Annotated in this window: 21 protein-coding genes; 11 read left to right on the top strand and 10 right to left on the bottom strand. The window is 73.9% G+C overall.

All coding sequences use genetic code 11. The features are described from left to right. Positions 1–10: 10 nt before the first annotated feature. Positions 11–994 carry a class I fructose-bisphosphate aldolase gene (locus EV378_RS15375; protein WP_132425652.1) on the bottom strand — a complete coding sequence of 328 codons (984 nt, stop codon included), beginning with the start codon at positions 992–994 and terminating at the stop codon, positions 11–13. A 265-nt stretch (positions 995–1,259) separates the two neighbouring features. On the opposite strand from EV378_RS15375, the gene EV378_RS15370 reads away from it, so the two are divergent. Both EV378_RS15370 and EV378_RS15365 read left to right on the top strand, forming a co-directional pair. Then, positions 1,260–1,475 carry a hypothetical protein gene (locus EV378_RS15370; protein WP_132425649.1) on the top strand — a complete coding sequence of 72 codons (216 nt, stop codon included), beginning with the start codon at positions 1,260–1,262 and terminating at the stop codon, positions 1,473–1,475. Positions 1,476–1,536: 61 nt separating this feature from the next. After that, entirely contained in the window at positions 1,537–2,289 is a 753-nt protein-coding gene (locus tag EV378_RS15365) for a hypothetical protein (RefSeq protein ID WP_132425646.1), read from the top strand. 36 nt (positions 2,290–2,325) lie between these two features. Here the strand turns inward: EV378_RS15365 and tkt are convergent, their stop codons facing one another. Together tkt and rpe are read right to left on the bottom strand one after the other, a co-directional pair. Further along, on the bottom strand, positions 2,326–4,377 hold the full coding sequence (gene tkt, locus EV378_RS15360; protein ID WP_132425643.1) for a transketolase: 2,052 nt from the start codon (positions 4,375–4,377) through the stop codon (positions 2,326–2,328). Continuing rightward, positions 4,374–5,060, bottom strand: coding sequence for a ribulose-phosphate 3-epimerase (rpe, locus tag EV378_RS15355; protein WP_132425640.1), 687 nt, complete (start codon positions 5,058–5,060; stop codon positions 4,374–4,376). Before rpe ends, tkt begins: the two co-directional genes overlap by 4 nt. Before the next feature lie 117 nt (positions 5,061–5,177). Here rpe and EV378_RS15350 point away from each other — a divergent pair, with 117 nt between their 5' ends. Next, positions 5,178–5,846 carry a response regulator gene (locus EV378_RS15350; protein ID WP_132425637.1) on the top strand — a complete coding sequence of 223 codons (669 nt, stop codon included), beginning with the start codon at positions 5,178–5,180 and terminating at the stop codon, positions 5,844–5,846. Next, entirely contained in the window at positions 5,843–7,048 is a 1,206-nt protein-coding gene (locus tag EV378_RS15345) for a GAF domain-containing sensor histidine kinase (protein WP_207908677.1), read from the top strand. The genes EV378_RS15350 and EV378_RS15345 overlap by 4 nt, the downstream gene beginning before the upstream one ends. 45 nt (positions 7,049–7,093) lie before the next feature. Here EV378_RS15345 and EV378_RS15340 read toward each other — a convergent pair whose 3' ends face one another. Then, positions 7,094–8,092, bottom strand: a complete 999-nt coding sequence (locus EV378_RS15340; protein ID WP_132425634.1) for a class I fructose-bisphosphate aldolase — start codon at positions 8,090–8,092, stop codon at positions 7,094–7,096. A gap of 202 nt (positions 8,093–8,294) precedes the next feature. On the opposite strand from EV378_RS15340, the gene EV378_RS15335 reads away from it, so the two are divergent. From EV378_RS15335 to EV378_RS15325, 3 genes are read left to right on the top strand one after another with little or no spacing between them, the layout of a single operon-like run. Beyond that, complete coding sequence (locus tag EV378_RS15335; RefSeq protein WP_132425631.1) at positions 8,295–9,353, top strand: class 1 fructose-bisphosphatase; 1,059 nt, start codon at positions 8,295–8,297, stop codon at positions 9,351–9,353. Between the two features lie 12 nt (positions 9,354–9,365). Further along, the gene (locus EV378_RS15330; protein WP_132425628.1) at positions 9,366–10,289 is read left to right on the top strand and encodes a phosphoribulokinase; all 924 of its coding nucleotides are present in this window, start codon (positions 9,366–9,368) and stop codon (positions 10,287–10,289) included. 54 nt (positions 10,290–10,343) lie between these two features. Next, positions 10,344–11,291, top strand: a complete 948-nt coding sequence (locus tag EV378_RS15325; RefSeq protein WP_132425625.1) for a LysR family transcriptional regulator — start codon at positions 10,344–10,346, stop codon at positions 11,289–11,291. A gap of 34 nt (positions 11,292–11,325) precedes the next feature. Here the strand turns inward: EV378_RS15325 and EV378_RS15320 are convergent, their stop codons facing one another. Beyond that, the gene (locus EV378_RS15320; protein WP_132425622.1) at positions 11,326–12,801 is read right to left on the bottom strand and encodes an aldehyde dehydrogenase; all 1,476 of its coding nucleotides are present in this window, start codon (positions 12,799–12,801) and stop codon (positions 11,326–11,328) included. A gap of 92 nt (positions 12,802–12,893) precedes the next feature. Between EV378_RS15320 and EV378_RS15315 the strand changes: the two genes are divergently transcribed. After that, positions 12,894–13,646 (top strand): alpha/beta fold hydrolase, encoded by a 753-nt coding sequence (locus EV378_RS15315; RefSeq protein ID WP_132425619.1) that lies wholly within the window; start codon positions 12,894–12,896, stop codon positions 13,644–13,646. 25 nt (positions 13,647–13,671) lie between these two features. Here EV378_RS15315 and EV378_RS15310 read toward each other — a convergent pair whose 3' ends face one another. Beyond that, entirely contained in the window at positions 13,672–14,220 is a 549-nt protein-coding gene (locus EV378_RS15310; protein ID WP_132425616.1) for a CGNR zinc finger domain-containing protein, read from the bottom strand. Positions 14,221–14,260: 40 nt separating this feature from the next. Between EV378_RS15310 and EV378_RS15305 the strand changes: the two genes are divergently transcribed. Then, positions 14,261–15,202: an EamA family transporter gene (locus EV378_RS15305; protein ID WP_165922299.1), complete on the top strand. Its 942-nt coding sequence runs from the start codon at positions 14,261–14,263 to the stop codon at positions 15,200–15,202. Positions 15,203–15,210: 8 nt separating this feature from the next. On the opposite strand, the gene EV378_RS15300 is transcribed toward EV378_RS15305, so the two are convergent. Together EV378_RS15300 and EV378_RS15295 are read right to left on the bottom strand one after the other, a co-directional pair. Beyond that, positions 15,211–15,885, bottom strand: coding sequence for a DsbA family protein (locus tag EV378_RS15300; RefSeq protein WP_132425610.1), 675 nt, complete (start codon positions 15,883–15,885; stop codon positions 15,211–15,213). After that, positions 15,885–16,391: a MauE/DoxX family redox-associated membrane protein gene (locus EV378_RS15295; protein WP_207908676.1), complete on the bottom strand. Its 507-nt coding sequence runs from the start codon at positions 16,389–16,391 to the stop codon at positions 15,885–15,887. The genes EV378_RS15300 and EV378_RS15295 overlap by 1 nt, the downstream gene beginning before the upstream one ends. Positions 16,392–16,497: 106 nt before the next feature. Between EV378_RS15295 and EV378_RS15290 the strand changes: the two genes are divergently transcribed. Continuing rightward, the gene (locus EV378_RS15290; RefSeq protein ID WP_243653472.1) at positions 16,498–18,783 is read left to right on the top strand and encodes a heavy metal translocating P-type ATPase; all 2,286 of its coding nucleotides are present in this window, start codon (positions 16,498–16,500) and stop codon (positions 18,781–18,783) included. A 197-nt stretch (positions 18,784–18,980) separates the two neighbouring features. Here the strand turns inward: EV378_RS15290 and EV378_RS15285 are convergent, their stop codons facing one another. Next, positions 18,981–19,328: a VOC family protein gene (locus EV378_RS15285; RefSeq protein WP_132425604.1), complete on the bottom strand. Its 348-nt coding sequence runs from the start codon at positions 19,326–19,328 to the stop codon at positions 18,981–18,983. Between the two features lie 500 nt (positions 19,329–19,828). On the opposite strand from EV378_RS15285, the gene EV378_RS15280 reads away from it, so the two are divergent. After that, positions 19,829–20,221: a DUF3052 family protein gene (locus EV378_RS15280; RefSeq protein WP_243653471.1), complete on the top strand. Its 393-nt coding sequence runs from the start codon at positions 19,829–19,831 to the stop codon at positions 20,219–20,221. On the opposite strand, the gene EV378_RS15275 is transcribed toward EV378_RS15280, so the two are convergent. Beyond that, complete coding sequence (locus EV378_RS15275) at positions 20,222–22,216, bottom strand: cytochrome c oxidase assembly protein (protein ID WP_165922298.1); 1,995 nt, start codon at positions 22,214–22,216, stop codon at positions 20,222–20,224. Positions 22,217–22,275: the final 59 nt, after the last annotated feature.

The following is a 22,275-nucleotide window of genomic DNA, read 5'->3' as shown; positions in this document are numbered from 1 at the left end:
TCGCGCCCGCTCAGGCGATGCGCAGGGGCGGCCTCGACGGCCGCAGGACGGTGCAGGCCCGCTCGACGCCCCTGGCGATCTCCACCTGTGCGCGGTGGGCGAGCCAGGTACGCCCGCGCCATGCCCGCACGGCGGGACCGGTCAGGCTCCGCCCGAAGCAGAACGTCACGGGCCACGGCGCCGTCGGGTCCTGGAGCCCGGCCAGGACGGCGACGGCGGTGTCCCGATCCGGAGCCGGCCCGTGCACGGCGACGCCCGGGAGCTCCGGCGGGAGCACCAGCCGGAGTACCTCGAGCGTCAGGCGGGCGACGTCGCCAGGGCCGATCCGCTGCGGCGAGTGCAGCCCCGGCAACGCGGTCGCCGGGCTGAGGACGACGGCGCGGAGGTCCACCCGCGCGTCGTCGAGCTCGACCAGGAGGCGGGTGAGGGCCGTCGCCAGCGCCGCGGCACCCTGCTCTGCCGTGTGACGGCCCTCCCGGACCATGCCGACGTGCAGCAGCGGCACGACTCCGGCGTCCTGCGCCGCCCTGGCGTAGCGCGCGAGCACGTTCGCGTTCGACCGCAGTGCCCACGCCGTCGGGACGTCGTTCCCGACGGCCGTCCGGGAGCGGCACGCGACGAACCGGATCCCGGCCCGTTCGTACCCGGCCAGCCTCTCGGCGAGGCCGTCCGTCCCGGCGGTGACGACCTCGCCCGGGGAACCGGGCAGCGAGGCGCTTCCGGTGTCCGCCCGCACGCCCGGGAGGAGCCCGCGAGCGTCCAGCAGCCGCGGGAACGACCGCCCGTCGTCCGTGTGACGCGGCAGGGCGTCGGCGGGGAGGACGAGGCCGTTGAGGTGGTCGTCGAGGTCGGGCGTCGTCGCGACCAGCTGCAGGAAGTCGTGGTCGGGGCCCTCCGGCCGGTCAGAGGGCGCGTCGAGCGCGACGATCCCCCGCGGATGGTCGACGAGCGCGCTCGCGGTGGCGCGCAGGGTGTCCCGGGCGATCGCGTCCATCGGCTCCTCCTCGGCTCCTGCCCGCCTCCGCCGTCGACCGGCGTCTCCGGGCCGTCGACCGGACGCTAGGGCGACGGGCCGTCCGGGTGGCTCCCCCGGGTGCGTGAGTTCGAGGGTGATCCGATCGTGATCGGGACCACATCTCACCCCCGGCCTCCCCCAGCTCGGGGGCGTCCGGCGTGGACGCCTCTGGTGGCATCACCGGCGAGGAGGACGACATGACCCCACGGATCCACCGGAGGCCGGCGCGTCCAGGCGGCCGGGCGTGACGGCGTTCATGTCGGCCGAGGAGGTCGAGCGTGCGCGCACCCGATTCACCGACGACCAGGACGAGGCCGACTACGTGGAGTACGCCGAGGCGATGGCACGGATCGGGCGCGGCCGCTACTGGCGCCGCCGTCGACGGCGCTTCCTCGACCGGCACGGCTACCAGCTGGTCGACCGCGACTACCGGGCAGGAGACGCCACGGGGCAGGGTTGAGGACGCGGGGATCCTCGACCGGGGCCGGGGCCTGCTGCTCCGCCACGCCGCACCGTCCCCGGTGTCGCCCGCCCTGCTGCGGCAGCTCAGCGGCGTGCTGGTGCCGCCCGCGGACCTCGCCGTCGTACTCGGGCAGCGGGCACGTGCGTCGGGCCCGGAGCGGGCTCCGGCCGTCGGCGGTCTCCTCGACGCCTCCGCCGTCCCGGCCGGGGTGGACGACGCGACCGGCCTCCTCGGGCGGCTGCCGGCCCGCGCGGCCGCGCGTGGCGCTCGGATCGCGGGGTGGACGGCGGACCTCGACGGCGGGATGCCCGGTCGCGCCACCGGTGCCCGGCTGGCCGCGTGCTTCGCCGCGGGCTGCCGGGACGCGGGGCTCCCCGTGGTGCTGCAGCTGCGGCCCGGAGTGCCGGAGCGCGCCTCGCTCGAGGACGCCCGGTCGCGGCTGCGGGACGCGGTGGCACTGCTGCTCGACGCCCTCGACCGCAGGGGGGTCGATCCGGCCGACGTGACGCTCGTCGTGCCCCCGGTCGCGCCCGGCCGGGGTGCGCACGCCGTCGCCTCGGCCGACGACGTGGCGCTGGCCACCTCGGCGGCGCTGGGCGACGCGGGTCTCGAGGCGGGCACCGCGGTGGCCCTGACGGCCGCCGACCGTCCGCACGATCTCGCCGGCAGGTTGTTCGCGGCCCGGGTCGGGGCACCGGGCAGGCGCTGGGGGTTCGCGATCGGAGACGGCACCGGGTGGTCGGCGCCGGACGCCGAGCTCGCCGAGCGCGCAGCGCAGCTGGTCCGGACGCTGGTCCTCGCGTCGCGATGACGGACGGCCGACACCCGGAGCACCGGCGTCGGTAGATCAGCGACCGGCGGCGCCGCGACCGATCGCGCGGAACGCCGCCGCAGCCACCTCCCGGACCGAGAGACCCATGTGGACGGCGACGTCCACGCCGCCTCCGCTGTGCCCGAACCCGTCGATCCCGAGCACCGCGTCCGCGGGCCGCGCGAGCGCCCGCCACCCGGTGCGGATCCCCGCCTCCACCCACACGACCGGCGCGTCCGGTGCCGGGACGGTCCCGGTGCGCCACGCGTGTTCGAAGCGCTCCCGCCACGGAACGGACAGCACCCGCACCGCCGCCCCGCGGGCGCGCAGCAGCTCGCCCGCCTTGCAGACCAGTCCGACCTCGGACCCGCTGGCGGCGAGCACGACGTCCGGCCGCACGGGATCGGGGCCGACCGTGCGGAAACCGTGCTCCCGCGCCTGATCCAGGCCCCGGGTCCCGAACTCCGGCAGGTCCTGCCTGCTCAGCACGAGCACCGTCGGCCGGTCGGTGGCGGTCGCCGCGAGCTCCCAGGCCAGTGCCGTCTCGGCGGTGTCGGCCGGCCGCAGCACGGTCAGGCCCGGTATCGACCGGAGCGATTCGAGGTGCTCCACCGGCTGGTGGGTCGGCCCGTCCTCGCCGACGTGGACCGAGTCGTGGGTGAACACGTACGTCACCGGAAGGCCCATCAGCGCGGACAGCCGCAGGGCGGGCCGCAGGTAGTCGGAGAACACCAGGAACGTGCTGCCGAACGGGCGCAGGCCGCCGTGCAGTGCGAGACCGTTGAGCGCGGCTGCCATCCCGTGCTCCCGGACCCCGAACGGGACGGTGCGGCCGGCGAACGAGCCCGGCCCCACGTCGTCGCCGTCCAGCGTCGCCCCGGTCGACGCGGCCAGGTCCGCGGACCCGCCCACCAGGCCGGGGCAGGCATCGGCCAGTGCGCGCAGCGCTCTCGCCGAGGCCCGGCGGGTGGCCGTCCGGTCGTCGGGACCGACGCGATCGGCCAGCCGACGCAGCTCGGTCAGGTCGGTCGCGACCGGGGTCCCGCGCAGCGGGAACGACGCCGCCCGCTCCGGGTGCGCCGAGCGCCACGCGTCGTGCACGACGTCCCACACCCGACGGGAGGTGGCCCACGCCTCCTGCCGCTCCCGGACCGCTCCGCGCACCGCATCCGGCACGTGGAACGGGGAGGCGGGCCATCCCGCGCGGTCCCGCATCGCCGCCGCGGCCTCGGCCCCGATGGGGCTGCCGTGCGCGGACGGCGTGCCCTCCACACCCGGTGCGCCCAGCCCGATCGTGGTCCGGACCGCGACGAACGTGGGCCGGTCGGTCTCCGCCCGCGCGGCCGCGTAGGCCCGGTCCAGCTCCCCGGCGTCGGTGCCGTCCTCGACGCGCACCGTGTGCCAGCCGTACGACCGGAACCGCATCTCGACGTCGTCGGTGCAACTGCGCCGGGCCGGCCCGTCGATGGTGACGTCGTTGTCGTCGAAGACGACGGTCAGCCGGTCGAGCCGGAGCATGCCCGCCAGCGACGCCGCCTCGTGACTGATCCCCTCCATCAGGCAGCCGTCGCCGACCAGAGCCCACGTGCGGTGGTCGACGACCGGGTGTTCCGGTGTGTTGCACCGCTGGGCCAGCATGCGCTCGGCCAGCGCCATCCCGACGGCGGTGGCCATGCCCTGGCCCAGCGGGCCGGTGGTGGTCTCGACACCGGGGGTGACCCCGTACTCGGGGTGGCCCGGGGTGCGGGAGCCGAGCCTGCGGAACCGGCGCAGGTCCGCCACGTCGAGGTCGTGCCCGGTCAGGTGCAGCAGCGCGTAGAGCAGCGCGGAGCCGTGTCCCGCGGACAGGACGAAGCGGTCCCGGTCCGGCCAGCCGGCGTCGGCCGGGTCGTGCCGCAGGTGCCGCGACCACAGGACCCACGCCGGCAGCGCCGCGCCGAGCGGCAGGCCGGGGTGCCCGCTCCCGGCCTCCTCGATCGCGTCCACGGCGAGGAACCGCAGTGTCGCCGCGGCGAGCTCGTCGACCTCCCCGAGCGGGCGGAGCCCGGCAGGGGACCCGACGGCGCCCTCCCGTCCGGTGAGGGTCACGCCGCCGCCTCCACCGTCGCGGCGGCGCGCAGGGCCGACGTCCGCCGGGCCATCGACTCCGGTCCGTGGAGCAGAGCGGACCCGGCGCAGAACGTGCGGGCGCCTGCACGCGCCGCACCGCCGATGGTGCCGACCGTGATCCCGCCGTCCACCTCCAGCTCCACGTCCGCGCCGGTCCGGTCGATCAAGGCTCGGGACCGGGCGATCTTGGGTTCGGTGACCGGCAGGTAGGCCTGCCCGCCGAATCCCGGATCGACCGTCATCACCAGCAGCAGGTCGGTCACGTCGAGCACGTGCTCGACCGCCTCGACGGGCGTCGCCGGGTTCAGCGCCACCCCGGCCCGTGCCCCCAGCTCGCGGATCCGGGCGAGGGTCCGGTGCAGGTGGGTGGACGCCTCGGCGTGGACGATCACGGTCTCGCATCCGGCCTCGACCCACCGCGGGAGCAGCCGGTCGGGATCCTCGACCATGAGGTGGGCCTCGAACCCGAGCCCGACCCGGCCCCGGCACGCCGACACCACGTCCGGCCCGAACGTCATGTTCGGGACGAACCGCCCGTCCATGATGTCCCACTGGATCCGGTCGACACCGGCCTGCTCGATCCGGGTGACCTCGTTGCCGAGATCGCCGAAGTCGGCCGGGAGGACCGACGCCACGATCTGTGGTGTCCGACTGTCCGTCATCACGCACCCTTCGTCTCCGGGCGCCGACCCTAGGAACGGCGCGCGGCGGCCTCGTCCCCCACATCGGGGGGTGCGCGGGGGATCCACAAGCCGAATCGCCGGACCTACGATCCAGCCATGGCGAGCCCGGATCCCCGTCCCGTCCGAGTCGTCCTGATCGACGACCAGGAGATGGTCGTCGAGGGTCTGAAGGCCATGCTGTCGGCGTTCCGCACCCGTGTCCGGGTGGTCGGGCACTGCATCGGCACCGACGGCGCCGTGGAGATCATCACGGGCCTCGCGCCGGACGTCGTGCTCTGCGACGTGCGGATGCGCGGCACCAGCGGGCTCGACCTGTGCCGGAGGGTGCTCGAGCGCGACCCCGGTCGGCGGTTCGTGCTCCTGTCGGTCTACGACGACGAGCAGTACCTGTTCCAGGCGCTGCGCGCCGGCGCGTCCGGCTACCTGCTCAAGAACATCGGCGGGAACGACCTGGTACGCCAGATCGAGAGCGCGCACGGCGGGACGACGGTGATCGACCCCGACATGGCGGCGCGCGCCGTCGACACCGCGGCCCGCATGCAGAGCGACGAGTTCTGGCCGGGCAGCCGGCACGGCCTCACCCAGCGGGAGAGCGAGATCCTCTCGTTCATGGTCGACGGGCTGTCCAACCGGGCGATCGCCGGACGCCTGGTGATCAGCGACGAGACCGTCAAGAGCCACCTGCGCGCGATCTACCGCAAGCTGGACGTCGGCGATCGGACCAGCGCGGTCGCGACCGCCCTCCGCGAGGGGATCTTCCGGTGAGCGGCGGCCCACGGCTCGACCCGGTCGGAGGTCTGATCGCTCCGGGCCGCGAGGTCGCCCTGCTGCTCGACGTCATCCGGCTCACCACGGCCGGGCCGGACGTCGAGGCGTTGGCGGGCGAGGTCTCGCGGATCATCACCGACACCACCGCGACCGACGTGTGCTTCGTCCACGTCCTCGACGACGGCGACCAGTCGCTGACGCTGGCCGGCGCCACCCCACCGTTCGACGAGCAGGTCGGGCGGGTCCGGCTGCCGGTCGGCACCGGGATCTCCGGCTGGGTGGCCCGCAACCGGCGGCCGGTCGTCATCGCCGAGCACAAGGAGCGGGACGGGCGCTACGTCCCGATCCCGGCACTGCGCGGGGCGGACTTCACCTCGATGGCGTCGATCCCGATGGAGCTCGATCCCGGCGACCTGGTCGGCGTGCTGAACGTGCACAGCGTCGCGCGCCGCGAGTTCAGCGACCGGGACGTCGAGCTGCTGTGCGGCATCGGACGGCTGGTCGCGGGCGCGCTGCACCAGGCCCGGCTGCACCGGCGGCTGGTCGGTCGGGAACGCGGCCACGAGCGCTTCGTGGAGCAGGTCGTCGCGACCCAGGAGGCCGAGCGCCGACGGATGGCCGCCGACATCCACGACGGCATCTCGCAGAGGCTGATCAGCCTGTCCTACCACCTCGACGCCGCGTCGAACGCGGTCGGCACGGACGGGGTGGTCACGCAGCTCGAGCACGCCCGCGGCCTGCTGAGCCTCGCGCTCGACGAGGCCCGTGCCGCGATCGGCGGTCTGCGCCCGCCGATCCTGGACGACCTGGGTCTGTCCGGCGCTCTGGCCAGCCTCGCGCGGTCCATCGTGCCGTTGCAGATCGAGTCGTGGGTGGCCGACCGGCGGCTCGCCGAGCACCTCGAGGTGGCGCTCTACCGCATCGCGCAGGAGTGCCTGCAGAACGTGGTCAAGCATTCCAGGGCGTCGGGAGCCACGGTCCGCTTCGAGGCCGACGGGGACGAGGCCGAGCTGGAGGTGTCCGACGACGGGGTCGGGTTCGACACCGCGGCGGCGGCCGGACCCGCACCGGACGGCGGCGGGTACGGGCTGCGCTCGATGGCCGAACGAGCCGAGCTGGTCGGCGGGCGGTTGCGGATCCGCTCGACTCCCGGGTCGGGCACCACGGTCACCGTCACGGTCCCGATCCGGGAGCGGTGACCGGGGCCGCGGGCGGATCCGCTCCGCCGCCCGCGCACCGGGCCGTCAGGCCGTCTGCAGCTCACCGCGTCGGCGCACGGCGGTGGCGTTCGCCGCGAGCCGCTCGGCCAGCGCGGCCTGCCCGTCGACGACCCGCTCTGCGTCGCCCCGCCAGGCGGCCAGAGCGGGGTCGACCAGCGCCCGGCCGAACGAGAACGTCAACGGGAACGGCGTGCTGTGGCGTTGCAGGGCCTCGAGGTTGGCGGTGGCCCGCTCCGGCGGCTGACCGCCGGACAGGAACGCGACCCCGGCCAGCTCGCGGGGCCATCCCCGCAGCACGGCGGCGGTCGCCTCGGCCACCTCCTCCGGCGTGGAGCGCTCGTGGTGGTCGCGGCCCTCGACGACCATGTTCGGCTTGAGCACGATCCCCGCCAGGTCCACGCCCAGCAGCTCCAGATCCCTGCGCAGCTCGCCGTGCACCGCCGCGGTCACCTGGCCGCAGCGCTCGATCGGGTGCGCGCCGTCCATCAGCACCTCGGGCTCCACGATCGGTACGAGACCCGCCTCATGGCAGGCGGCCGCGTACCGGGCGAGCGCGATCGTGTTCACCCGCACCGCACCGGCGGTCGGCAGGGTGTCGGAGACCGTGAACACCGCCCGCCACTTCGCGAACGCCGCACCGGCCTCGACGTAGCCGGCCAGCCGGCCGGGCAACCCGTCGAGGCCCTCGGTCACCGTCTCCCCCGGAAGGCCGGGGCACGGCCGGGCGCCGGTGTCGACCTTGATGCCGGGCAGGACCCCCGCGGCGTGCAACGCCTGCGGGAACGGGGTGCCGTCGGCGAACGCCTGGTTCAGCGTCTCCTCGCAGAGGATCACTCCCGAGGCGCTGTCGGCCAGCCCGGGCGTGCGCGCGAGCAGCTCCCGGTAGGCCCGGCGGTTCTCCGCGCCGGCCGCCACCCCCGCCGCCTCCAGCCGCGCCGACATCGTGCCGATGCTCTCGTCCGCGGCGAGGACTCCCTTGCCGGGCGCCACCATCCGGGCCGCGATCTTCCTGCACGACTCCATCGCGCTCTCCCGTCTCTCACGTGATCGGTCGGGGGCGACGCTAGGAACGCGGCCGGTCCCGGGCGTCACCCGGCTCGGGGAGCGGGCGGGGGAGATCGCCGCGGGGTCCCCCGCAGACCCCCCTGGGCGGGGGATGGCCGCCGGCCCGCCGCCGAACAGGCTCGGTGCCACTGGTCGAGCCGGACGTGAGGACGAGAGCCCCATGCATGCAGCGCAACCATCACTCGAGACGTTCCTCGCCGGGCGGTGCCGCGGTCGTACCGCGCCCCTGGTCCGGCTGGTGCCGGAGATCGCCCGGGTGTGCGCGACGATCGCGGCGCACCTCGCCACCGGCCCGTTGACGGGCCTCGCCACCCCGACCGCCCAGACCAACACGCACGGTGAGGTTCAGAAGGGCCTCGACCTGCTCGCGCACGAGTGCTTCGTGCGGGCGGACTGGGAGGGGCGTCTCGCCGGACTGGTGTCCGAGGAGGCCGAACGCCCGCACATGTTCACGAGCGGTGCCGATGCCCGGCACCTGCTGATGGTCGATCCCCTCGACGGGTCGTCGAACGTCGAGGTCGACGGACCGCTCGGCACGATCTTCTCGATCCTCCCCGCCCCGCCGGACGGGCTCACCGGCGACGACGCCGACTTTCTGCGGCCGGGGACCGAGCAGCTCTGCGCCGGCTACGTCCTGTACGGCCCGTCCACCCAGCTGGTCCTGACCGTCGGCGACGGTGTCCACGCGTTCACCCTCGACCCGGGCACCGGGACGTTCCACCTCACCGGCACGGGCCTGCGCGTCCCCGAGGACGCCCCCGAGTTCTCGGTCAACACGGCCAACCGGCGGTTCTGGGAGCCTGCGGTCCGTCGCTGGGTCGACGAGTGCCACGCCGGTCGCTCGGGACCGCTGCACCGCGACTTCACCATGCGCTGGACTGCGGCGCTGGTCGCCGACAGCCACCGGATCCTCACCCGGGGTGGCGTCTACCTGAACCCGTGGGACGGACGGAACCCGGACCGTCCCGCCAAGCTGCGACTGCTCTACGAGGCGGCGCCGATGGCGTTCCTGTTCGAGCAGGCGGGCGGCGCGGCGACCACGGGGCGCGGGCGCATCCTCGACGTCGAGCCCCGGGACGTCCACCAGCGGGTGCCGCTGGTCATCGGCTCCCGTCACGACGTCCTGCGGATCGAGCAGTACCACCAGCGCCACAACGACGGCCCGTCCCGATTCCACCTGTACGGCGAGCGCGGGCTGTTCCGCCAGGCCGCGGTCTGACCGAGGAGACCCATGTCGCGCCGACATCCCGTCATCTCGGTCACCGGCTCCTCGGGGGCAGGCACCACGTCCGTGATGCGCACGTTCGAGCAGATCTTCCGACGGGAGGGCGTCCGGGCCGTCTTCGTCGAGGGGGACAGCTTCCACCGCCACGACCGGGCCGGCATGCGTGCGGCCATCGCCGAGGCGCACGCCGGAGGCGACCACACGTTCAGCCACTTCGGCCCGGAGGCCAACCTGCTCGAGGAGCTCGAGAAGCTGTTCCTCAGCTACGGGGAGACCGGGGGCGGCTACCGTCGCCGCTACCTCCACGACGAGATCGAGGCGGCCGAGGCGGGGCGGCCCGCCGGGACGTTCACGCCGTGGGAGGCGATCCCGCCGGACAGCGACGTGCTCTTCTACGAGGGCCTGCACGGGGCCGCCGTCACCGACACGGTCGACGTCGCGAAGCACGCCGACCTCCGTATCGGCGTCGTGCCCGTGATCAACCTGGAGTGGGTGCAGAAGCTGAACCGGGACCGGACGGCGCGCGGGTACACCGCGGAGGCGGTGACCGAGACGATCCTGCGCCGGATGACCGACTACGTGCACCACATGTGCCCGCAGTTCTCCCGCACGGACATCAACTTCCAACGCGTGCCGGTCGTGGACACGTCCAACCCGTTCATCGCCAGGACGATCCCGACCGCCGACGAGTCGATGCTGGTCATCCGGTTCCGCGACCCGCACGGGATCGACTTCCCGTACCTGCTGTCGATGCTGCACGGCTCGTTCATGTCGCGGCCCAACACCATCGTGTGCCCCGGCGGGAAGACCGACCTGTCCATGCAGCTGATCCTCACCCCGATCATCGCCCGGCTGATGGAGCGGCGTCGCGTGGAGCTGACCGCGGGGGCCTTCGGCGCCCGGCAGCCGGACCGGTCGACCTCGCCGTGAGCGGAAGGGGCCGGGGAGTGCGGTGCGGTCCGGTGCGGGTCCACACTGTCTCGGGTGACGTTGACACAGCTGTCCGCGTTCGTCCTGGTCGCCCGGCTCGGGTCGGTCAAGGCGGCCGCCGACGCGCTGTCGGTCAGCGAACCGGCCGTGTCCCAGGCCATCGCGGCGCTGCGGCGGTCCCTCGGTGACCCGTTGCTGACCCGCAGTGGCAACGGGATGGCCATGACGCCGGGCGGCAACCGTCTGCTGACGATCGCGTCGCAGATGGTCGCCCTTGGCGCCGAGGCGGAGGCCGCCGTCCGCTCGGCCTCGGGTGCGCCGGAGCCGCTGCGGCTGGTCGCGCCGCACTCCGTCGTGGAGTTCCTGGCCGGCCCGCTCGCCGACGCGATCGCCGCCCGCTCGTCGGGCACGATCGAGGTGTCCGCCGGGGTCGCGGCCACCGCGGAGATGCCCGCCCTGGTCTCGCAGCGGCTCGCCGACGTCGCGTTCGGGCCGGACCTGTCCGGATCGAAGGCGATGGGCCTGCTGAGCGAGCCGGTCTTCCGTTGCCGGCTCGTCGTGCTCGCGGCGCCGTGCACCCGGTTCCGCGGGCCGCCGACGCAGTGGCCGTGGCTCGTCGACTCGGGCGCGACGGACCCGGGCAGCGACGTCAGCCGCCTGCTGCGCGGGCTCGGCGTGCCGGAGTCGCGGCTGTCGGTGTTCCCGAACCAGACCGCCGCGTGGGACGCGGCGGCGGGCGGCGCGGGTGTCGCGCCCGCACTGGCCCACCTCGCCGTGCACCGGATCCGGCGACGGGAGCTCGTCGCCGTCGAGCTACCCGGCACGCCGATGGACGTCGTCTGGCACGTGACGACGCTGCCGGTGGACCGCCGCTCGGTCGCCGCGGGGTCGACGCGGCACTTCCTGTCCACGCCGGAGGCGATGAAGCTGCTGCGTTCACCGGGCTCCGGCGTGCCACCGTCGCGCTTCCGCCCTCCGGTCTACGTGACGATCTGGAGCTGAAGCGCGATGCCGGCGTGTCCTCGGGGACGGTCCGTCAGCCCAGCGTGAACGGGTCCCGTGTGCCGCCGGTGAGTTCCACCCAGACCGACTTCTCCTCGAGGTACTCGTCGACGGCGTGCACGCCGTTCTCGCGGCCCAGCCCGGACTTCCCGAACCCGCCGAACGGCACGCTCGGCGCCACGACCCGGTAGGCGTTGATCCACACGCTGCCCGCCCGGATCTTCGCCGCGACCCGGTGCGCCCGGTGCACGTCCTTCGTCCAGACGGCGCCCGCCAGGCCGTACGGCGTGTCGTTCGCGAGCTTGATCGCCTCGTCCTCGTCGGTGAACGTGAGCGCGGCCAGGACCGGACCGAACACCTCCTCGCGGAACACCGTCGACTCCGGCGTCACACCGGTGATCACGGTCGGCCTCACGAAGTAGCCGCCGAGGGTCGACTCCGCCGCTCCGCCGTAGGCGAGCGTGTTGCCGTCGGCCTTCGCGGCGTCGAGATAGCCGAGCACCTTCTCGTACTGCGGCGCGTTCGCGACCGGGCCCATCTCGGTCTCCTCGGCGTTCGGGTCGCCGAGCTTGATCTGGTCGGCGCGCTCGCCGATCAGGCGGACGAGCTCGTCGTGCACGTCCGCGTGCACGATCAGCCGGGACCCGGCCATGCACGTCTGTCCGGTCGCGGCGAACACGCCGGCGATCACGCCGTTGGCGGCCGCCTCCAGATCGGCGTCCGGGAACACGACCTGCGGGGACTTGCCGCCCAGCTCGAGGGTCACCTTGTTGATGTTGTCCATCGCGGCCTTCGCGACGGCCCGGCCGGTGGCCGTCGAGCCGGTGAACGCGACCTTGTCGACGCCGGGGTGCCCGGCCAGGTGCGCGGCCGTGTCCCGAGAGTTCGTCGTCAGCACGTTCACGGTGCCCGGCGGGAAGCCGGCCTGTTCGATCAGCGTCGCGAACCCGAGCGTCGACGCCGGGGCGTGCTCGCTGGGCTTGATCACGATCGTGCAGCCCGCGGCGAGGGCGGGGGCGAGCTTCCACGTCATCAGCAGCAGCGGCGAGTTCCACGGCGTGATCGCCGCGACGACACCGACCGGCTCGCGTCGCGTGTAGACGAGGTAGTTCGGGTTCGGCGACGGGATCTGCCGCCCCTCGATCTTGTCGGCCAGCCCGGCGAAGTACTGGTACCAGCCACCCAGCCCGTTGAGCTGGCCGATCATCTCGCGGTACAGCTTGCCCGAGTCGTTGACCTCCTGGCGGGCCAGCTTCTCCGCGTTCTCGCCGACGAGCTCGCCGAGACGCCGCAGCATCGCCGCGCGGGCGAACCCGGTCGTCGCGCCCCACTCGCCGTCCAGGGCGGCGCGCGCGGCGGCGACGGCGGCGTCGACGTCCTCCGGCCCGCTGTCCGGCAGCGTCGCCCACGGCTGACCGGTGTACGGGTTCTGCGTCTCGAACGTCGCGCCAGAGGCCGCGTCGACGTACTTGCCGCCGATCAGGTTCCGGAACGTCTCCAGCTCGGCCATGCGTCCTCCTCGACGACTCTCACTCCCGTTCGGACCCTAGGATCTCGACGTGGCCGGGGCCATCCCTGGCGAGTCGACCCCGCGGAGTCTCGATGCGACTGCACCACCGGACCGACGGCGACGAGAGCGCCCCCACGCTCGTCCTCGGCCCGTCACTGGGCACCGACGTGCACCTGTTCGACGCGCAGGTCGCGGCGTTCGCCGACCGCTTCCGGATCCTCCGGTTCGACCTGCCGGGGCACGGCGGCTCACCGGACCCGGACGGTGACATCACGATCGCCGACCTCGGCGCCGCCGTGCTGGACCTCGTGGACGGGCCGTTCCACTACGCGGGCGTCTCGATGGGCGGCGCGATCGGGCAGTGGCTGGGCGTGCACTCGGACCGGGTGCTGAGCCTGGCCGTGCTCGCGACCGCCGCCCGCTTCCCGAACCCGGACCAGTGGCCGGAGCGCGCCGCGACGGTCCGCGAGAAGGGCACCGAGGCGATGGTCGCCTCCCGGACCGGCACCTGGTTCGTCGAGGACTACGTGCGCCGCGATCCGGCGGGCGCCGAGCGCCTGCTGGACATGCTGCGCGCGACGTCCGACGAGGGCTACGCAGCCTGCTGTCTCGCGATCGGGACGCACGACGTCCGTGCCGAGCTCGGGTCGGTCTCCGTGCCCACCCTGGCGGTCGCCGGGGCCGACGATCCGGCGACGCCGCCGTCGTCGCTGCAGGAGATCGCCGACGGGGTCCCCGGCGCCCGCTACGAGGAGGTCCCCGGCGCGGCGCACCTGCTCAACGCGGAGAAGCCGGGCGAGGTGAACGCGCTGCTGGCCGCACATTGGGACTCGGTAGGGGCCTGATCACCGGTCCGCGCCGGAACGCCGATCATCCTTCGGTGGCCCGCCGCGCGCGGTAGGCCGCGACGTGCGCGCGGTTGGCGCAGTTGCCGGTGTCGCAGAAGCGACGGGAGCGGTTGCGGGACAGGTCGACCAGGACCGCGTCGCAGTCGTCGCCCGCACACCGGCGCAGCCGTTCGAGATCGTCGGAGCGCACCAGGTCCACGACGGCCATCGCGGCCTCGGCGCCCACCCGCTGCGCGAGCGGCGCGTCCGGCGGCGTGACGTGCAGGTGCCAGTCCCACCCGTCGTGGCGGGTCAGGTACGGCTGGGCACCCGCCTCGCCGAGCAGCTCGTTGACGAGTGCGACGGTGGCGTCCCGGTCCGGTGCCTCCCACAGGCCACGCAGGCGCGCACGGACCGCACGGACCGACGCCAGCTCCTCGTCCGTGCCCAGCCGGACGCCGGTGTACGGGAACTCGACCAGCCAGTCGTCGAACAGGGCGCGGTCGGTCACCGGGTCCGGGTCCTCGGCCTCGGTGTTGACCAGCGCGGCCATGGCCGTGAGCGCGACCTCCGTGTCATGAGCGAATTTCATGTTGACTCCTGACAACCTGCGTTCCTACTGTCACGAGTGTATGAACACGACGGTACTGACACGCGGGCTCCCGTGGGCGCTGGTCTCCGCGGCGGCGTTCGGCTTCTCCGGCCCGCTGGGTGACTCGCTCATGACGGCGGGGTGGTCGACGGGCGCGACGACGCTCGTCCGCATCGGCGGCGCGGCCCTGATCCTGTTGCCGGTGGCCGTCGTACTCGGTCTGCGTCACCGTCCGACGGGTGCGTCGCTCCGGACGATCGCGACCTACGGCGTGTTCGCGGTCGCCGGGGCGCAGCTGTGCTTCTTCTACGCGCTGCAGCACCTGGACGTCGGGGTGGCCCTGCTGCTGGAGTTCCTCGCGCCGGTGCTGCTGGTGGGCTGGACCTGGTTCCGCACGCGCCGTCCACCTCGGACGGTGACGGTGCTCGGCTGCGCCGTGGCGATCGTCGGGCTGATGTTCGTCGTCGACGTGTTCGGTGCCGGCCGGGTCGACCTCGTCGGCGTGCTGTGGGGGCTCGCGGCTGCGGTGTGCGTGTGTGTCTACTTCAGCCTCCCGGCCGGGAGCGACGGCGACGGCGGTGTCCCGCCGATGCTCCTGATCTCCGGCGGGACGATCGTCGCCGCGGTACTGCTGACGGCCACCGGTCTGCTCGGTCTGACGCCCCTGCACGTCGGGGCGCGGACGGCGGTCCTCGGCGGTGTGTCGATGCACTGGCTACTGGTGGCGGCGCAGATGGTCGTGATCGCGACGGTCGTCGCGTACCTGACCGGGGTGATCGGCATCCGCCGGCTCGAGACGCGCGTGGCGTCGTTCGTGGGGCTGTCCGAGGTGCTGTTCGGCGTCCTCGCCGCGTGGTTGCTGGTGGACCAGATCCCCACGCTCGCGCAGCTGTTCGGCGGGTTGTTGATCCTCGCCGGAATCGTGCTGATCCGGCGCGCCGAGCTGCGGACGGCCACCACGGCGGAGCCGGTCGGCGCCTGACATCCGACCTACCCGGCGACGGCCGCCCTGATCGCGTCCGGCGTCGGGTCCTGGATCTCCTGACCGTCGACCTTCACGGTCGGTGTGCCCTGGATCCCGTCCTTCGACGCCTGGTCGGTCACCTCGGCCGTCCACGGCGCGTACTTCCCGCTCTGCACGCACTGGGCGAAGCCTGGCCCGCCACCGGCCTGCTCGCCGAGCTGGATGAGCGTGGCGTCGGTGAGGCCCGGCTGGTTCTCCCCGGGCTGGTTCTCGTAGAGCAGCTTCAGGTACTGCGCGAAGACGCCGGCGTCGGCGGCGCAGCCGGACGCCGCGGAGGCGCGGCTCGAGTACCGGTCCGGCGAGTACCGGTCCAGGATCGCGACCGGGTGGTAGACCACCTCGGCCTGCCCGGAGGCGACGATCTGGTCGATCGTCGCGCCGCTCTGCTGCTCGAACTGCTTGCAGACCGGGCACTGGAAGTCCTGGTAGACGTCGATCTTCTTCGACGCGGACGGGTTGCCGACGGTGGTGCCGGTGGCGGTCGAGTTCGCCGGGGTGACGACGTCGGCCGGGCGCTGGGCCCAGTACACGCCGACGCCGACGATCGCGGCGAACAGCACCACGGCGACGATCCCGATCACCGTCCCCCGCGACGGGCCGGAGCGTGCGGTGACCGGGTTCTTCTTCGATCCGCCTGCCATCAGTCCTTCTCCTCCACTGCGCCGAGCCGGTCGTCGAGCGCGAGGCGCCCGCTCGGCCACCCGGCCACCAGTACCGCGACGACGGTCAGCCCGACGTCGCGCGCGAGCTCGGTCCCGTAGGTCGGGGACACACCTGCCGCCAGTGCGCCGCCGGAGCCGAAGCAGCCGCAGTCGATCTGCAGACCGCGCGTCCACGCCGACGCGATGCCGATCACGAACGCGCCCATGAGCAGCACGGACGCGATGCCGGCGACGCGGACGCCGAGGCCGACCACCAGCAGCACGCCGAGCACGATCTCGATGAACGGCAGCCCGGCCCCGAGCAGCTGTGCCGCGATCTCCGGCAGGATCCGGTAGGCGCGCACGGCGCGCACGGACGCGTCCAGGTCGGTCACCTTCAGCGCACCGGCCACGATCCACGTGCCGCCGAGCACGAGGCGGCCGCCGAGCACGAGCCACGGCACGGCGACCGCGGCCCGCGACTCGGTCCCGACGCAGGTGTTCACGATGCAACGGTCGCACGGGACGCCGTTCGGGTTCCCGGCGGTCGGTGTTCCGCAGGTCACCGGGGCCGGGCGTGAAACTGTCGGTGTGGTGCGGAACCATCGGGGTGTGACGGACGAGCGAGGCGGTGCGACGACGGCGGTGCCGGCCGCGCGCGTCGTCCAGCTGCACGTGGAGGGGATGACGTGCGCGGCGTGCGTCGGGCGGGTCGAGCGCAAGCTCGGCAAGCTGGACGGGGTCCGCGCCGTGGTCAACCTGGCCACCGAACGCGCACTGGTCGAGGCGCCGGAGTCGACGACGGTCGCGACGCTCGTGGAGACCGTCGAGAAGGCGGGCTACGGCGCGTCCGAGGTGGTCCCGGAACCTGCGGCCGATGACGCGGCCGACACGGCCGCGCGGGACGACGCGGCGCTCCGGTCGTTGCGCCGCCGCATGGCCGTCGCGCTGGTGCTGTTCGTCCCGCTCGCTGACCTGTCGCTGGCGATGTCGCTGGTCCCGTCGCTGCGGTTCCCGTACTGGCAGGCCGTCGTCGCCGCGCTCGCGTTGCCGGTCGTGGTGTGGGCGGCGTGGCCGTTCCACGTCGCGGCCGCGCGGAACCTGCGGCACGGCACCACGTCGATGGACACGCTCGTCTCGCTGGGCGTGATCGCGGCATCCGGGTGGTCGCTCGGCGCGCTCGCGTTCACCGACGGGGCGCCCGCCGTCGGGGGCTGGCAGGCGGTGCTGCACCCGGCGGGCCCGCTCTACCTCGAGGTGGCGGCAGGCGTGACGACGTTCGTGCTGGCCGGCCGGTACTTCGAGGCCCGCGCACGGCGCACGGCGGGAGCCGTCATGCGCTCGCTCGCCGCCCTGCGCACGGACGACGTGGCGGTGCTGGACGCGTCCGGTGCCGAGACCCGGGTCCCGGTGGGGAGGCTGCGGGTCGGGGACCGGTTCGTGGTGCGGCCGGGGGAGCGGATCGCCGCCGACGGCGCGGTGGTCGACGGCGCGGCCGCCGTGGACACGAGCGCGATGACCGGCGAGCCGGCGCCGGTGGAGGTCGGCGCCGGTGACGCGGTCACGGCCGGGACGATCCCGACCGGTGGACGGCTGGTCGTGCGGGCCGAGACGGTCGGCGCGCAGACGCGGCTCGGGCGGATGCTGGCCGCCGTCGAACGGGCGCAGACCGAGAAGTCGTCGGTCCAACGGCTGGTGGACCGGGTGTCGTCGGTGTTCGTACCGATCGTGCTCGGCGTCGCGCTGCTGACGTTCGTCGGCTGGATGATCGGCGGTGCCGGCTGGGCGGGCTCGTTCGCGCCCGCCGTGGCGGTGCTGATCATCGCCTGCCCGTGCGCGCTCGGGCTCGCGACACCGACGGCGCTGATGGTGGCCACCGGCCGCGGCGCAGAGCTCGGCATCTTCGTGAAGGGCTACCGGGCGCTGGAGACGACGCGCGCGGTGGACACGGTCCTGCTGGACAAGACCGGCACGCTGACCGAGGGCCGGATGACGGTCGTCGATCTCACCTGCGCCGACGGCGTCGAGGCCGACGAGCTGCTGGCGATGGCCGCGGCCGTCGAGTCCGGGTCCGAGCACGCGATCGCCGCCGCGATCCGGGAGCACGCCGCGAACGCGCTGGTGGCCGTGCCGGAGGTGACGGGGTTCCGCGCGCTGCCGGGCCTGGGCGCCCGCGGTGTGGTCGACGGTCGGGAGGTGACGGTCGGGCGACCGTCGCTGGCCGGGGACCTCGGCGCGTCGGCCGAGCGGGTCGGGGTGTGGGACGCGACGGGGCACAGCACGGTCGCGGTCGTCGTGGACGGGACGGTGGCGGGCGTGATCGCGCTGGCCGACCCGGTGAAGCCGTCGGCGGCGCCTGCCGTCGCCGAGCTGCTCGCGACGGGTCTGCGCCCGGTGCTGCTCACCGGCGACGGCGAGGCGGCCGCCCGGTCGGTCGCCGCGGCCGTCGGGATCGAGCAGGTCCGTGCCGGCGTGCTGCCCGACGAGAAGGTCGACTTCGTGCGGGGGCTGCAGTCCGGGGGCGCGACGGTGGCGATGGTCGGGGACGGGGTGAACGACGCCGCCGCGCTCGCCACGGCCGATCTCGGGATCGCGGTCGGGTCCGGGACCGACGTCGCGCTGGAGGCGGCCGACGTCGTGCTCGTGCGGGACGACCTGCGCGTGCTGCCGAACACCGTCGAGCTGGCGAGGGCCACGCTGCGCACGGTGCGCGGCAACCTCTGGTGGGCGTTCGGCTACAACGCCGTCGCCGTCCCGGTGGCGGCGGCCGGGCTGCTGAACCCCCTGCTCGCCGGCGCGGCCATGGCCGTGTCGTCGTTGCTGGTGGTGACGAACAGCCTGCGGCTGCGCAGGGCCGTGCCGGACGCTCCGGGCGCGTCGGAGCAGTTCGACGCCTGAGCCCGGCGACCCGCCGCCAGCCCGATCAGCGGCACCCCGGGTCGCCGAGGTCGACGAGCTCGTTCGACGGGTCGAGCGTCACGTTGTTGCGCCGCCGGCCACCGCGGCGTGCCCACCGACTCCGCGCCGCGATCGAGCGTCATGTTCTGGCTGTCGCGACCGCCGGAACGTGACAACGGATCGGGCTACCGCGCCGGTCACCCCGCGGCGACGGGATGGCGCGGTTCGTAGAGGCCCAGCGTCCCGCCACCCGGTAGGCGGATCGTCGTCAGCAGACCCCAGCCCTGGTCGCTGATGCCGCCCTCGAACGTCACGCCGCGCTCGGCCAGGGTCGCGACGGTGCCCTCGATGTCGTCGCACATGAGGTACAGCTCCTGGGCCAGCGCACCGTCCGTCGGGTGCACGGCGATCTCGGCCGGGGGCAGCGCGAAGATCAGCCATCCTCCGCCCGCGTCGACGGTGTTGCTGCGCAGGATGTCGGCGAGCAACGCGCGGTCGGCATCGGCGTCCGGGCTGTAGAGGATCGCGTGCATTCCGTTGATCATGAGCGCTCCTGGTTCGACGGGTGGCACAGGATGCCGCAGGAGCGTTCGCCGGGACAGGGCGGTGTCCGCCGGAACGTGCCACTCGATCGACGTTCCGGATCGGGTGGCACGTTGTCGTTGATCGAATCGCCGGAACGTTCCTCTCGATTCGGCCGGGGGATCGAGCGGTACGTTCCGGTCGTCGAGCCACGGCGCGGCCGGGGCCTCCGAGTGGGTCGCCCGTACGGGTCGGTCCCGATCACCGGTGCCGCCCCGGCCACCTGTCCGGTGTTCGCGCGCGGTTCCGGTGTTTGCACGCGTCCGGGTGCGTGCGTTCTCCGGATCACCACGTGTTCTCCGGATCACCGTGCAATCGAGTTCGGAGTGGGCCGGGCCGGCATGATCGCTGATTGCGGAGCGGATCGTGCGCGTGGCGGCCGCTCTGCTCCCGGACCGCTGATCATGGCCCTGCTCGGCGATGGTCTCGACCGGTACGTCCGGCTGGGGCCAGAATGCCCCGCGTGGCCGGATACTCCGCGACTCCGCAGTCCCGCAAGCTCGGGCTGAAGGACGGCACGCGGCTGGCCGTCGTCGGAGCGCCGGAAGGATGGCCGCTCGAGGCACCGCCCGCCGTCGAGAACGTGGACGGGGACGACGCGGCCGACGTGATTCTCGCGTTCGTCCGGGACCTCGCCACGCTCGACGGCGGCATCGGCGGCTGGGGCAGGCGGATCGCCCCGGCCGGCATGGTCTGGGTGCTCTGGCCACGGAAGGCGGCGGGCCACCGCAGCGAGGTCGACGAGAACGCGATCCGCGAGGCCGCACTCGTCCGGGGCCTCGTCGACGTCAAGGTCGCCGCCGTCGACACCGACTGGTCCGGCCTCAAGCTGGTGTGGCGCAAGGAGAACCGGTAGTCAGCGCCCGGAGCGCAGCTGGGCCAGCATCTCGTTGTAGGCCTTCAGGTCGGCGTCGCCGTCGCGATCGGCCTGGCGGTCGGAGCGCACCGCGGCCCGGGTGTCCTCGCGCGACCACTGCACGATCAGCGCGATCACCACCAGCAGCATGGGCAGCTCACCGGTGGCCCAGGCGATTCCGCCGCCGACCGACTGGTCGGCGAGCAGGCTGGAGACCCACGGCAGCCCGACGTCGCGGTAGAAGTTCTGGCCGATGACGGTGTCCGAGCTCATCACGGCGATCCCGAAGAACGCGTGGAACGGCATCGTCGCGAGCAGCACGGCCAGCCGGCCGAGGTGGGGGAGCCGGTTCGGGGCCGTGTCGACGCCGATCAGCGGCCAGAAGAACAGGTACCCGACGGCGAGGAAGTGCAGGTACATCAGCTGGTGCGCCCAGTGGAAGCGCAGCGCCTCGCCGAACAGCGGCGTGAAGTACAGGACGTAGAACGATCCGACGAACAGCACCGCGGCGACACCCGGGTTCGTCAGCACCTTCGCCGGTCCGGAGTGGACGGCCGCGAGCAGCCATTCGCGCGGTCCGGGCGGCTGGTTGCGGCCGGCGGCGGGCAGCACGCGCAGCGCCAGCGTCACGGGACCGCCCATGCACAGCAGGATCGGCCCCAGCATGTTCAGCGCCATGTGGCTGATCATGTGGACGCTGAACATCGCCGGAGCGTAGAAGCCGAGGCCCGACGACGTCGCCAGCAGCACGACGGCGCACCCGGCGAGCCAGGCCGCCGTCCGGCCAGGTGCCCACGCGATGCCGCGCGCGGCGAGCCTGCGGACGCCGTACAGGTAGAGCGCGGCGGCCAGGATCGCGCCGGTGCCGAACAGCACGTTGAACCGCCAGTCGACGAGCGCGGCAACCGCTCCGAACGGGCGCTCGATGTTCCAGCCGATCAGCGTCTCGTACGAGCTGTCCGCCCGGACCAAGAATCGCGGCGGCACCGAGTGGCCCTGCGCCACGAGCAGCGTCGCGACGAGCGCGCCGCCGGCCACCAGCGCGACCGGGAGGCCCGGCCGGGTCGACCCGCGCCGTACCAGCAGGGCCGTCCCGATCCCGAGCAGGACGACGAGCGGGATCTCGGCCAGCAGCAGCCGCCCGTACGGCGTGCCGGTCAGCGAGCCCGGCCCGACGACCACGATCTGGAACAGCAGCTCACCGACCAGGAACACCACGCCGGAGGCGAGCAGCAGCCCGCGGACGCGGCGCAGCGTCGTCGTCGTGACCTCGCCGCCGTGCAGGCGCTGGGCGGTCAGCGCCGCCACCGTCCCCAGCCAGACCAGGCCGCCGACGGTCCGCAGGATGCTGCCGTCGCTGCTCCAGTCGTGCCCGGCGCCGGTCGCGGCCGGGCTGACCGCAGCGGGCAGGACGGCCGCGACGAGCGTCAGCACGCCGAGCACGCCGGCCGCTCGCCAGCTCAGGAACCAGGCACATCCGGCCGCGACGACGAGCATCAGCAGCCCGCCGAGCAGCCAGCCCATCGGTTCCTCGAGCGTGGCCGCGGCGCCCAGCCAGCCGATCGGGCCGTTCACGCCCGGCCGGGAGAACGGGGACCCGGTCATGTCGGCGGTTGTCGTCCAGGCGGCCAGCAGCGCGGCCACGCCGGCGACGCCCGCCGACACGGCGGTACGGCGCAGCGCGCGGTAGCCGTCGGGTCCCACGGTCCCCGACGAGCGGGCCGGCGCGAGGAACGCCGCGTACAGCAGGGAGCCAGCGGTCAGCGCGGCGGACAGGCCGGCGACGACACGCAGGACCGGGCCGAGCACCCGGACGTCGCTCGGCGGGGTCGGGAGGCCGCTGCGTGCGTACACGCCGACGTCGGCGAGCACGAGCACGGTCGCGACCGCCGCGCACACCGCGACACCGACCACCGTCGCCGCGGCCAGCGCCGTCCCGCGATGGTCGCGGGCGGTCCCGGAGGTCGCCGGTGCGTCGGCCGTCGTACTGCTCACCCCGTCATCGTCCCCGACGAGCCCGCGCACGCGCTCGTCCGGGTGGGACATGACATGCG

The organism is Pseudonocardia endophytica (assembly GCF_004339565.1).
GTDB lineage: Bacteria > Actinomycetota > Actinomycetes > Mycobacteriales > Pseudonocardiaceae > Pseudonocardia > Pseudonocardia endophytica.
Note: the sequence above shows the minus strand (reverse complement) of the source record. Positions and strands in the feature narration are given on the sequence as shown.

Excerpts from the sequence above, each read along its gene's own strand:
- EV378_RS15375 (WP_132425652.1), bottom strand. The coding sequence starts at position 994 with ATGGACGCGATCGCCCGGGACACCCTGCGCGCCACCGCGAGCGCGCTC.
- rpe (WP_132425640.1), bottom strand. The coding sequence starts at position 5,060 with ATGACGGACAGTCGGACACCACAGATCGTGGCGTCGGTCCTCCCGGCC.
- EV378_RS15350 (WP_132425637.1), top strand. The coding sequence starts at position 5,178 with ATGGCGAGCCCGGATCCCCGTCCCGTCCGAGTCGTCCTGATCGACGAC.
- EV378_RS15340 (WP_132425634.1), bottom strand. The coding sequence starts at position 8,092 with ATGGAGTCGTGCAGGAAGATCGCGGCCCGGATGGTGGCGCCCGGCAAG.
- EV378_RS15335 (WP_132425631.1), top strand. The coding sequence starts at position 8,295 with ATGCATGCAGCGCAACCATCACTCGAGACGTTCCTCGCCGGGCGGTGC.
- EV378_RS15330 (WP_132425628.1), top strand. The coding sequence starts at position 9,366 with ATGTCGCGCCGACATCCCGTCATCTCGGTCACCGGCTCCTCGGGGGCA.
- EV378_RS15320 (WP_132425622.1), bottom strand. The coding sequence starts at position 12,801 with ATGGCCGAGCTGGAGACGTTCCGGAACCTGATCGGCGGCAAGTACGTC.
- EV378_RS15315 (WP_132425619.1), top strand. The coding sequence starts at position 12,894 with ATGCGACTGCACCACCGGACCGACGGCGACGAGAGCGCCCCCACGCTC.
- EV378_RS15310 (WP_132425616.1), bottom strand. The coding sequence starts at position 14,220 with ATGAAATTCGCTCATGACACGGAGGTCGCGCTCACGGCCATGGCCGCG.
- EV378_RS15305 (WP_165922299.1), top strand. The coding sequence starts at position 14,261 with ATGAACACGACGGTACTGACACGCGGGCTCCCGTGGGCGCTGGTCTCC.
- EV378_RS15300 (WP_132425610.1), bottom strand. The coding sequence starts at position 15,885 with ATGGCAGGCGGATCGAAGAAGAACCCGGTCACCGCACGCTCCGGCCCG.
- EV378_RS15285 (WP_132425604.1), bottom strand. The coding sequence starts at position 19,328 with ATGATCAACGGAATGCACGCGATCCTCTACAGCCCGGACGCCGATGCC.